This is a genomic window from Bifidobacterium sp. LH_417 (assembly GCF_056357035.1).
In genome coordinates, this window is sequence record NZ_JBKEVI010000005.1 from 1 (window position 1) to 11,979 (window position 11,979).

Sequence of the window (11,979 nt, forward strand, 5' to 3'; positions counted from 1 at the left end):
TTTTTGGCTGTGTTTTTCTTGGTCGTTAAACATCCTACCCAAAAAGCGCTCTTCTCTTACTCCCACAACGGCTCAACAACGAACCCACACCCACGAAAACAGCAATAGCGCCTTAAAAGATGTGCCCACCGAACTCTATGAGGCTGCCTCGTTGGATGGCGCCAACGGTTGGCAGAAGTTCTGCCATGTGACCATTCCGGGCATTGCCCCGATGATGCTGTTCAACGTGGTCAGCTGCACCGTGAACTCCTTTAACGGAGCCTTCACTTTGCTGTACCCGTTGACCGGCGGCGGTCCCGGCGATGCTACCAAAGTGCTTGGCTTGCTCATCTACGACAAGGCGTTCAAGAGCTTCAACATGGGCCAGGCATCCGCGCTCGCCGTCGTGCTGTTCATCATCGTTGCCATCGTCGGCGCTCTGCAGTTCAAGCTTATGGACCGCAAGTAACTCCACGTTTGTAAAGACGAAAAGAGATAATCATGTTCAAAGCTCCTAAATGGTTCACCGTACTGCAGTACGTGGTGATGATCATCGTCGCACTGTTCATGTTCTTCCCGATTTACTGGATTTTCTGCAATTCGCTGAAAACGCTGACCGGCATCTCCACCTTCCCGCCGCAATTGTTCCCCAGTGATCCGCAATGGAGCAATTACGCTACGGTGCTGAGCAATCCATCCACATTGTTGTACCTGCGCAACACGCTGATTCTGTGCATCGGCAATACTGTCGGTACTTTGCTGTCCAGCTCGATTGTGGCCTATCCGTTGGCCCGTATGCACTTTAAGGGCCGCGGTGTGGTGTTTGCCGTCATCATCGCCACGATGATGGTGCCGACCGCCACGTTGGTCATCCCCCAGTATTTGCTGTTCCGCGCTTTCGGCATGCTGGATTCGTTCTGGCCATTGATTCTGCCGGCGTTCTTCGCCCAGCCGTACAACGTGTTCCTGTTCCGCCAGTTCTTCGTTTCCATTCCGGATTCCATCGATGAGGCTGCCATGCTTGACGGATGCAACCGCTGGCAGGCGTTCTGGAAGGTGATCGTTCCGCTTGGCAAGCCGATTTTCATCACTGTGGGCATCATGTCCGCAAGCTTCTGGTGGAATGAGCTGTTCACTCCGTTGATTTTCATCGATTCCGACAATCTCAAGCCATTGACCGTAGGTGCACTGACCTCGTTCCAGCTCGCCGGTGGCGGCAACCAGACCAATTGGCCGTTGCAAATGGCGTTCTCAATGCTGATGATTGTTCCTCCGGCGATTCTGTACATCTTCTGCTCGAAGTACATCACCGAAGGCATCAAAACCAGTGGCATGAAGGATTGATATTCCGCCTTGTTGTGGAAGGAAGGAAAACGTATGACTGGCAACGTATCGAAGTCCGCAAGTGATGATGCTGACGTTTGCAAGCCGGCCGAGCCTCAGGTGTCCATCACGTCCAAATTCTGGGGGCGCTACCGTTCAATGGCGCTGAACAATGCGCTGCCCTACCAGTGGCGTGCATTGAACGATGAAGTGCCCGTCGATGTACCGGAAGGTGCGGCATGGGGTGAAAATGGAAGCAACTTCAGCCATTCCATGCGTAACCTGCGCATTGCCGCGGGACGGGAGCTAGGCTCATTCAGTGGCCAGCCATTCCAGGACACTGATGTGTCCAAGTGGCTGGAAGCGGCAAGTTATGCGCTCGGTTTCGCCGGCGACGACCCGAACGTGAATCTCGATGAGCTTGAACGTCAGGTTGACGAAGTCGTGGGTCTTTTCGAGGATGCTCAGGATAAAGATGGGTATATCGACACCAAGTTTGAGATTGATTTGCCCGCCGATCAACGATTCCGTGGTTTGCGATGGAGCCATGAGCTGTACACAATGGGACATTTCATCGAAGCCGCTGTTGCCAACTGGGAGTCCACTGGCAGTCAGAAAGCCTTGAACGTGGCCCGTCGCGCAGCAGACTGCATCGACCAGTATTTTGGTGATGGCGAAGGCAAGGTCCATGGTCCGGATGGCCATCCTGAAATCGAGCTTGCCTTGGCGCGCCTGTATAAGGCAACCGGTGAAAAGCGTTGGCTGAATCTGGCTGCTTGGTTCATTCGTGTGCGTGGCATGGATCCGGAATTCTTCGATGAACAGGATTATGCGGGCGGGCCGCAGTTCTATAAGGATCTGCACATGCCGCTGAGTTATTTCATCATGGAAAAGCCGGTGCTCGACCTCGACAAAGCAGAGGGCCATGCGGTCCGTCTGCTCTATATGGCCACTGCCATCGCCGAAGTCGGATACTTGCTTGACGATGCACGTATGCTGGCCGCCGCCGAACGGTTGTGGACGAATATCGTGTGTCACCGTATGTATGTGACTGGTAATGTCGGTTCCTGCCAGATTGGCGAATCGTTCAGTTATGACGATGATCTTCCGAATGATTCGGGCTACGGCGAGACCTGTGCATCTGTAGCCATGCTGTTCTTCGGCAAAGCGTTAATGGAGAGCCACCCCACCGGTGCCATCGCCGATGTTATGGAACTGGAACTGTTCAATGGCATGCTTGCAGGCATCCAGTTGGATGGTACGCGATACTTCTACGTGAATCCTTTGGAAGCGGATCCCGCCGCATCCAAAGGCAATCCGACTAAGGCTCATGTGCTGACTCGTCGTGCCGGATGGTTCGATTGCGCATGCTGCCCAGCCAACATCGTGCGATTGATTGCGTCACTGGATCGCTATCTATATACGGTGAAAGGCAATGTGATTTATGCACACCAATACGTTGCCAATACGGCTGCATTCGCCGATAATGTTGTCATTACCCAATCTCAACCGGGCGAAGGCTACCCATGGAGCGGAGACATCGAATTCGATGTCAGCAATCCGAAGGGTGTGCAGCGTAGCATCGCTTTGCGTATTCCTGCCTGGAGTACCAAGTGGACGTTGGATATCGATGGGCGCCGTACGTATGTAAAGCCGCGCGATGGTTTCATTGCTGTGGATGTCTCCAAGAAGAAGACTCATATCAAACTGGTGCTTGATATGTCGGTTCGATGCCTACGCGCGTCGCTTAATGTCAAAGCTGATGCCGGCAAACTCGCCGTGGCTCGCGGACCTATCGTCTACTGCATGGAGCAGGCGGATAATCCACATGATTTATGGACATACAGCATGCCTGTGAATGCGCAAATGCATGAGCGTTATGACAGCAAGTTGCTGGACGGTGTCGAGGTGCTGACATTCGGCGGAGTTCGCGATGTGCAGGAGAACACGAGCCTGTATGTTGCCGTCGATAAGCCGGTTGAACGTCAAGCGGCCGAGCTCACCATGATCCCGTATTACGCGTGGTGCAACCGCACGGAAGGCCAAATGCAGGTCTGGGTGCGTGAAACCGTGCTCTAGCGCCAGTCTTGTTCGGTTCGACCAGAGTACAGAGGATAAGAAAAAAAGGACCCTCCTTCGCGGCAGGCTCGAATGAAGGCTTGCATGCCGCGAAGGCATCCGTCTCCTGATGGTAATGGTGGCGGGCAACAACAAGGCATATGGCGTCGGTAAAGAAGCCGGTTTTCTGGCCATGCTTCCGCAACGACTGCGTATGCGTCTATCAATCAAAGGAGAAGTATGCAAATACGACGATTGTTGGCGTCACTGCTTGCAGTGACGACACTTGGTGCTGGCGCAGTAGTGGCATCAACCACAGTGGTGAATTCGGCAGTTGCCGATGAGTCTCAGGCGACGAATATTTCCGTCAACTTGGATCAATCGACTGGCGAGGTTATGCACGGGGCGACAGGCTTCCTGTATGGTATTGCCGATGATGGCGCTCCAACGGATACTACACTGAACGGATTGTCTTATCTGCATTCCATGGTGGGGCGGCCAATCGATGGCAAACAACATCCCAATGGTGATGTTATGACCACTGCGGAGCAGTGGAAGCGTAACGGTGGCGGCGATATCCAGATATATCTCAAGGATTTCTATCCCGTTCCTTGGCCTTATTCCGTATACAATCCAAGCATTGAAGAGGATTATTTCCCGCTGCTGAAGAAGCAGGTTGAGGCTGTACAACAGAGTCCCTATAAGGACTCGTACGTCTATGTGCCGCTGAATGAACCCGATTGTGGTGATGCCAACTATAAGCAGGGCGTATGCATCAGCCAAAACAAGAACGTGGACAAAAACTTCAACCCGGATAACCCTAACTGGGTGAAGATGAAGGAAGATTGGAAGAAGCTGTTCAATTACATCCGCAGCCTTGACCCCAATGCTCGGATTGCCGGACCGAACTTCTCCAGCTATTACTCCAATCATTACCGTGATTTTCTTCAGTTCGCCAAGGAAAACAACGTTATTCCAGACATTGTGACTTGGCATGAGTTGGGCACCCCGCAGAAGTTCACTACTGATTTTGATGATTGGAACAAGATCGTTGATGATGTGCTTGGTCCTGATGCGAATATTCCGGTAAGCATCAACGAATACGCTCCAAACAGTACGTCATATTTGCAGACCCCTGGTTCCATGGTGCAGTACGTGACTCGTTTTGAGAACGCCAAGGTCTCTGCCGATTTGCCGTACTGGCAGCCTGCCGGTGATCTTGATCAGCTGATTGTGCGCAATAATCAGGCCACTGGCTCATGGTGGCTATACAACTGGTATGGTCGCATGACCGGCAACACGGTAAACGTGCAATTGGCTGATAAAAACCAGACCACGCAGGCTGTGGCTTCCTATGATGCTTCCAAGCAGCAGGCTCGTATCCTGTTCGGAGGTTCTGATGCAGCGAACTATGCAGTTAATCTGAAGATTTCCGGTTCCAAATTCCCCGACGGAGCCCATGTGACCGTCTACGGTGTGGACAAGGGCGAGCCGTCCACTGGTGACTATGTCGTTGCAGAAAGTGATTACAGTGCAGCGCAACTGAACAGTGGCATGGTGCTTTCCGGGCTGAAAAAGGCTTCGGCATACTATGCAATTGTGACTCCGGCAACTTCCATTTCAGGAACCAAGACCGGTCAGTATGAGGCGGAGTATGCCCGTACTGCCGGTACGGCATCCATCGGTTACGGTGGATCGTCTGGATACTCTGGAACCGGCTACGTAACTGGATTCGATGGTAAGGATTCTGACGCGGCGTTCTTTGTGACCTCCGCCAAGGATGGATACTCCGACATTCATGTTCGTTATTCCGCGCCGGCGTCTAACGGTCTTCCCGCTAACCGCAAGCTCGAGCTGAAGCTCAACCGAGAACAGACGATTACGCTGACGTTGCCTCAGACTGCCGACGCAAATGCTTGGAATACGGCTACGGTTCGCGCGTATCTGCCGATTGGATTGAGCCAAATTGATGTGCTTGGTTTGGACAGTGGATCCACCGGAGTGAAGATTGATGCAATCTCTCTTGAAGATGATGCGACGTCGCCTGATGTGTATGAGGCCGAGTCCTCCGACAATACATTATCGGGTGCTGCCAGGGTCGAAGGGAACAAAATCGTGGCCTATGTGGGAGCAGGTGCCGGCAACACTCTGCAGTTCAACAAGGTGAACGCACCTGAAGATGGTGATTACACGTTGACGTTCACCTATGCACAGAACCAAGTCGCCGATAACAACAGTTTCCAGACCGAAAACCGTTGGGCTGACGTGACCGTAAACGGTGACAGTGCAACTGCTCAGCATGTGGTGTTCGCTAATACCAGGGGTTGGGCTAAGTACTGGACCACATCGATTCGTGTCAATCTGAAGAAGGGCGATAACACGCTGCTACTTGGGAATGCCGATGGATATGCGCCGAACATCGATAAAATTGCTGTCGGTCGTACCGCGGTGCAGACCTCGCCTGAGCCAGCTCCTGAGACGAAGCCGGTTACCGAAGTGACCGTATCCGGCAAGGATAAGCTGACCGTCGGCGAATCCGCCGTGCTCACCTCCGTCGTCAAGCCGGATGATGCATCGAACAAGACCGTCACTTGGTCCTCTTCCGATCCGAAGATTGCCGCTGTGGATGAGAAGACCGGAGCGGTAAGCGCAAAGTCTGTCGGCAAGGTGACGATTACCGCTACCGCTGCCGATGGCTCGAATATTTCTGGTTCTCTGGAAATTACGGTAGCTGCCAAGTCCGGTCAAGGAGATTCCGGTAACTCCTCCAAGCCGGGCAACAATGGCAAACCGGAAGAGAGCTCCTCCAGCGAGAAGCCGTCAGGCGGATTGTCCAACACTGGTGTGGGCGTGGCTATATTCGCCGCAATCGCGGTAATGCTGGTTGCTGCCGGAACAGCCGTTATGGCCATGCGTCGTGGTGGCACTCGCCATTCCGGCCACTGATTGTATGCCGTTGTTGTAACGGTTGATTACAGCAATTGCCTCCATAGGACATGCCGCCTGTGGAGGCAATTGCATATACGTATTCAATAGCCTGTGCTCCAGCGCCGATATTGTCGCAAATAATACTGCAATCATTGGGATCGCGGGAAGGATCGTATGCGTAGATCACCGGCAGTCCCATCGTGGTGCGTGGATCGAGCGGCGGGCGTGAATTCGTCGTATTGCCCACTACAATCAGACCATTCACGCCATGTGCGGCAAGCCGATCGATATGGCTTTTCTCCAGTGACGGGCGCCCATGCGAACTCATCAATAATGCTGCATGATTCGAGGCTCCCAATGTATTCTCCGCGCCGGTCAGCATCGGTAGTGCGAATCGGCCGTTGTAATCAGAAGTGATGAGTCCAATCAGCCCGGAGCGTTTGCTTCGCGTGTGGCCGTTTGTGGATTTACGATAGCCGAGTTGTTCGGCTGCGGCCATGACTGTGCCATGACTTCGTGCCGTGTGGCCGCGGAAATGCGGTCGGTGCCGTTCAATGCTCTGGATGCGGTGGCTACGGAAACATTGGAGAGGCGGGCGACGTCGGCAAGGGTAGGTTTGCGACTTATGTTGCCCAGATTATGCGAAAATTTTCGCATTCGCAAGACCTCGATTATTGCACGAATAACCGCGCATACCATCGTCAATGCAAGCGGTAAGAACATGAAAATCGGTCGGCATTGCAGCCTGTTTTCATGGTTATTCAAACGAAGATGAAGCAGTACTTACAGCGTCGAAAGGACGAATCATGAGCCAGCATGTCACGGTTACTTCGCCGTTCTGGAAACGATACCGTGAAAACGTCGCCAAGGAAGTAATTCCCTACCAGTGGGCGGTCATCAACGATGAACAGAAGATCGACATTCCGCGTGACCCCTCCGGTGCCAAGCAGGATATTGACTACCACTACAGCCGCGCCGTGCGTAACCTGCGCATCGCGGCCGGTGATGAAGAAGGCGAGTTCAAGGGCTTCGTCTTCCAGGATTCCGACGTGTACAAGTGGCTGGAAGAGGCCGCCTACTCTCTGGCTTATGAGCCGGACGAGCAGTTGCAGCAGCTGTGCGATAAGCTCGTGGACCTCATCGCCCGCGCCCAGCAGGAAGACGGCTACCTGGATACCCCGTACATCATCAAGTCCGGTGCTTTCGAGAACCGTGAGCGCTTCACCCAGATTCAGCAGTCCCACGAAATGTACGTGATGGGTCACTACATTGAGGCTGCCGTGGCATACTTCGAAGTCACCGGTAATCAGCAGGCGCTCGAAGTCGCTGAGAAAATGGCGGCTTGCCTGGATGCGAACTTTGGTGAAGAAGACGGCAAGATTCCAGGTGCCGACGGCCACCCGGAGATCGAACTGGCGCTCTCCCGCCTGTACGAGGTGACGCATGAGCAGAAGTATCTGGACCTCGCCAAGTTCTTCATCGACGTGCGCGGCAAGGATCCGAGCTTCTACGATAAGCAGAACGAAAAGATCGGCGACGGCTCCACCGATATCTTCCCGCAGATGCGCGGCTGGACCCACGAATACACCCAGACCGCCCGCCCGATTCGTCAGCAGCTCACTGCCGAAGGCCATGCCGTGCGCGTAGGCTACATGCTCACCGGCGTCGCCCACGTGGCGCGCCTGACCGGCGACAAGGAGCTCGAAGAAACCGCCAAGCGACTGTGGCACAACATCGTCACCAAGCGTATGTACATCACCGGCGGCGTCGGCTCCACTCATGTCGGCGAGGCGTTCACCTACGACTACGATCTGCCGAACGACACCATGTACGGCGAGACCTGCGCCTCCGTGGCCATGAGCTTCCTTGCCAAGCAGATGCTTGAGATCGAGACCAAGGGCGAATACGCGGACGTGCTCGAAAAGGAGCTGTTCAACGGCTCCATCGCCGGCATCGCGCTCGACGGCAAGCACTTCTACTACGTGAACGCGCTCGAGGCCGATCCGGAAGCCACCGAGCACAACCCTGACCGTTACCACGTGCTCATGCACCGCGCCGAATGGTTCGGTTGCGCTTGCTGCCCGGCCAACATCGCTCGTCTGATCGCCTCCGTAGATCGCTACCTCTACACCACCCACGAAGACAAGCGCGAGATTATCGCCCATCAGTTCATTGCGAACGATGCCGAGTTCTTCGACGGCGTGAAGGTCTCCCAGAAGTCCAACTTCCCGTGGGAGGGACATATCGAATTCACCGTGGACGTGCCGGAAGGCGCTGACCCGGTGAAGTTCCTGGTGCGTATTCCGTCGTGGTCCGCTTCCAAGCATGAGATGACCGTCAACGGCGAGGATGCCCGTCGTCTGCCGGTGGTCGATGGCTTCGTGACCATTGAGGTGACTCCGGGCACCACGACGATCACGCTCGACCTCGACATGGCCGTCAAGTTCATGCGCTCCAAGACCGTCGTGCGCCACGACATCGGCAAGATCGCCGTGATGCGCGGCCCGATCGTCTTCTGCGCCGAGGAAGCCGACAACTCCGCTCCGTTGTGGAACTACCACATCGGCAGTCACGATGCCTCCCGCGCCAAGGCCGAATACCACTTCGGCGAGCTCGATGGCGTGGAAGTCATTACGATTCCAGCCACCAAGCGCACCCACGACGACGAGTCCTTCCCGTTGTTCGCGGACGTCGAAGAGCATCCGGTCGGCGAGAAATCCTACGACCTGAAGCTCATCCCGTACTACGCGTGGGCCAACCGCGAAGTCGGCCAGATGCAGGTCTGGTTCGACTCGGACTTCTGATTCCCCGTGCCCCCTGACGAGGGGACACCCCCTCAGCCGGCCGCAGGCCGACAGCTCCCCCGGAACAGGGGGAGCAGAGGGAATCGAAAAGATTTTCAAACTAATCAACGAAGAAGGACAAGCAATGAGTGCTGCAACCAAGGACGCTTCCGCCGTGAAGCTGTCGGTCAAGGAGAAGATCGCATACTCCTTTACCGATATGGCAGGAAACCTGCTGTACGTGACGATCTCCTCGTACATCATGTACTTCTACACCAACGTGTTCCACATCCCGGCCGCCGGCGCGCTCGGCGCGGGCACGATCCTCCTGGTCGCCCGCTTTGCCGACGCCATCTCCGCCGTCGTGTGGGGCTCCATCGTCGACCACACCAACACCAAGTGGGGCCAGTCCCGCCCGTGGTTCCTGTGGCTGTGCATCCCGTTCGCCGTCACCGTGTGGATCGCCTTCACCGCCCCGTCCGTGCCGGACGGCGCCCCGAAGTTCTGGTACGCGCTGATCACCTACATCCTGGCCGCCGGCGCCGTGTACACCGGCATCCAGACCCCGATCACCGCCATCCTGCCGAACCTCACCTCCGATCCGGAGGAGCGCATGAACGCCAACAGCTTCCGCATGTGCGGCGGCTCCATCGGCTCCTTCATCACCTCGTCCTTCACCATCCCGCTGGTCGGCTTCTTCGGCACGCTCGTCGGCGGCGGCGACAAGACCGGCTTCATGATCGTCACCGCGATCTGGGGTCTCATCGCCATCGCGCTGCTCCTGTTCGCCTTCAAGAACCTCAACGAGCGCAACTACCATCCGGAACTCAACAAGCCGATTCCGATGAAGGACTCCCTCAAGGCCGCCAAGGGCAACTGGCCGTGGATCATCCTGGTCGTCGCCTTCGTGATCTACTGGGTCGCCCAGTCCACCCGTAACGGCGTGTCCACCTACTACGCGCAGTACATCCTGAACAACCGCAACCTGACCTCCCTGTTCAACGGCGTCCAGGTGCTCGGCATCCTCGCGACCATCGCCATGCCGATCATCGCGAACAAGACCAAGAACAAGACCCTCACCATGATCATCGGCCTCGTCACCGGCATGATCGGCCAGGCCCTGATGCCGCTCGCCGGCGATTCCGTCGCCCTCGCGGTCATCTTCTGGACCATCGGCGTCTTCGGTGCCGCCATCGCCTGCGGTATGCCGTTCGGCATGCTCGCCGACACCGTCGACTACGGCGAGTGGAAGACCGGCATCCACGCGGCCGGCTTCCTGACCGCCGTCGGCTCCGCCTTCTGCATCCAGGTCGGCTCCGGCTTCGGCGCCTTCCTGCCGCTGGAGATCATGGGTGCGGCCGGCTTCGACGCCAACCTGAAGACCCAGCCGCAGTCCGCGCTCGACGCGATCAGCTTCTGCTTCATCTGGCTGCCGGTGATCGTGTACGTGATCGTCGCCGTGATCATGTGCTTCTACCGCAGGTTCGAGAAGATGGAGCCGCAGATCAAGGCCGAGCTGGCCGCGCGCCACGAGGCTCAGCTCAAGGCCGAGGAGGCCAACGCCTGATCCGATCCGGGATGGATGGCGACCGGCATCGTCGGTTGCCATCCATCCCCCTTCGCCGGCTTCCGGGGCCATTGAGGCAAGCCGGTTTCAATCTCCTGATTCCCTTCCTTTCCACGCCGTGTCCCGGCGGGCTGATCCCAGTTGATCCGCCTGCCGGGACACGGTTCTTTCGGCTACGATGGGGATTCGGGCAACGATCCGTCATCGCGGACGTCGAACTCGCGCATCGATTTCGCGCATCGGCCTCGCGCCCAGACATCGCAGAAAGGACGCCATCCATGGGCAGGGACGCACGCATCACGGCGCGCCTGGAGGACGTGGCCGCCGCCGCCGGCGTATCGATCTCCACCGCATCCAAGGCGTTGCACAACAAGCCGCGCATCAGCGACGCCACGCGCGCCCGCGTGCTCGATGCCGCGCGGCGACTTGAATACTCGCCGAACAAGCAGGCGCAGTCCCTCGCGGGCGGCCGCACCAGCAGCATCGGCGTGCTCACCTACGAGCTCACCGCGCACTGCACGAGCCCGGTGCTCGTCGGCATCGAGCAGGAGATGAGCTCGCGCGGCATCAGCGTGCTGCTCGCCAACGCCCGGTCCGACGCCTCGCTGGAACCCGGCAGCGTCGAGCAGCTCATCTCGATGAACGTGGACGGCCTCATCGTCATCCACGACGAGACGAACCCGCATCCCTCGCTCGGCGACGGATGGGGCATTCCGATCGTCTACGCGTACGGGCCGTCCACCAACGTGATGGACTGTTCGGTCACCTGCGACAATCTCGAGGCGGGGCGTCTCGCCGTCAACCATCTGATCGACTGCGGCAGGCATCACATCGCCGTGATCGCCGGCGACCGACGGTTCGTCGCCGCCTCCGACCGTCTCAAAGGCACGTTGGAGGCGCTGTCCGAGTTCGGCATGGAACCTGTCGGGCAGGTGCGGTTCGGCGCGTGGACCGAGGACTGGGGGCGTGAATCCGTGCGTCGTCTGCTCGATGACGAACACGTGGACTTCGACGCGGTCATCTGCCAGAACGATCCGCTGGCCCGCGGCGCGCTCGACGAGCTGCAGCGCCGCGGCGTCCGGGTCCCCGAGGATGTCGCGGTCATCGGCCACGACAACCGTGCGGTGTTCGTCACCGCCACGCATCCGACGATCACCAGCATCGACAACAACGGCGAGGCGGTCGGCCGTCTCGCCTCCCGCTACCTGCTCGACGCGCTCAACGGCACGCGCCGCCACGGCACCGACTACGTGTCCTGCCGTCTCGTGCCGCGCGGGTCGACGCGTCTGATCGACGCGGATTCCGCTGCCTGAACGCTTTGACGGGAATGCGTGAGTTAAC

9 protein-coding genes are annotated in these 11,979 nt (G+C 57.2%); 7 read left to right on the forward strand and 2 right to left on the reverse strand.

The features are described from left to right. The 4 genes from AC1AYR_RS04595 to AC1AYR_RS04610 all read left to right on the forward strand — a co-directional run. Positions 1-448, forward strand: a 448-nt coding sequence (locus AC1AYR_RS04595; RefSeq protein WP_476555141.1) for a carbohydrate ABC transporter permease, incomplete at its 5' end; no start/stop codon positions are given. Between the two features lie 32 nt (positions 449-480). Continuing rightward, positions 481-1,323, forward strand: coding sequence for a carbohydrate ABC transporter permease (locus AC1AYR_RS04600; protein WP_476511618.1), 843 nt, complete (start codon positions 481-483; stop codon positions 1,321-1,323). A gap of 33 nt (positions 1,324-1,356) precedes the next feature. After that, entirely contained in the window at positions 1,357-3,381 is a 2,025-nt protein-coding gene (locus AC1AYR_RS04605) for a glycoside hydrolase family 127 protein (RefSeq protein WP_476511619.1), read from the forward strand. 219 nt (positions 3,382-3,600) lie between these two features. Then, entirely contained in the window at positions 3,601-6,306 is a 2,706-nt protein-coding gene (locus tag AC1AYR_RS04610) for an Ig-like domain-containing protein (protein ID WP_476511620.1), read from the forward strand. On the opposite strand, the gene AC1AYR_RS04615 is transcribed toward AC1AYR_RS04610, so the two are convergent. Then, positions 6,263-6,787, reverse strand: coding sequence for a LacI family DNA-binding transcriptional regulator (locus AC1AYR_RS04615; protein WP_476511621.1), 525 nt, complete (start codon positions 6,785-6,787; stop codon positions 6,263-6,265). The two genes, AC1AYR_RS04610 and AC1AYR_RS04615, sit on opposite strands and share 44 nt — an antisense overlap. Further along, the gene (locus tag AC1AYR_RS04620; protein ID WP_476511718.1) at positions 6,715-7,011 is read right to left on the reverse strand and encodes a LacI family DNA-binding transcriptional regulator; all 297 of its coding nucleotides are present in this window, start codon (positions 7,009-7,011) and stop codon (positions 6,715-6,717) included. The genes AC1AYR_RS04615 and AC1AYR_RS04620 overlap by 73 nt, the downstream gene beginning before the upstream one ends. Before the next feature lie 83 nt (positions 7,012-7,094). Here AC1AYR_RS04620 and AC1AYR_RS04625 point away from each other — a divergent pair, with 83 nt between their 5' ends. From AC1AYR_RS04625 to AC1AYR_RS04635, 3 genes are all read left to right on the forward strand, one after another. Then, the gene (locus AC1AYR_RS04625; protein ID WP_476511622.1) at positions 7,095-9,092 is read left to right on the forward strand and encodes a glycoside hydrolase family 127 protein; all 1,998 of its coding nucleotides are present in this window, start codon (positions 7,095-7,097) and stop codon (positions 9,090-9,092) included. A 124-nt stretch (positions 9,093-9,216) separates the two neighbouring features. Further along, on the forward strand, positions 9,217-10,638 hold the full coding sequence (locus tag AC1AYR_RS04630) for an MFS transporter (RefSeq protein WP_476511623.1): 1,422 nt from the start codon (positions 9,217-9,219) through the stop codon (positions 10,636-10,638). Between the two features lie 278 nt (positions 10,639-10,916). Continuing rightward, on the forward strand, positions 10,917-11,951 hold the full coding sequence (locus AC1AYR_RS04635; protein WP_476511624.1) for a LacI family DNA-binding transcriptional regulator: 1,035 nt from the start codon (positions 10,917-10,919) through the stop codon (positions 11,949-11,951). The last annotated feature ends 28 nt before the right edge of the window (positions 11,952-11,979 follow it).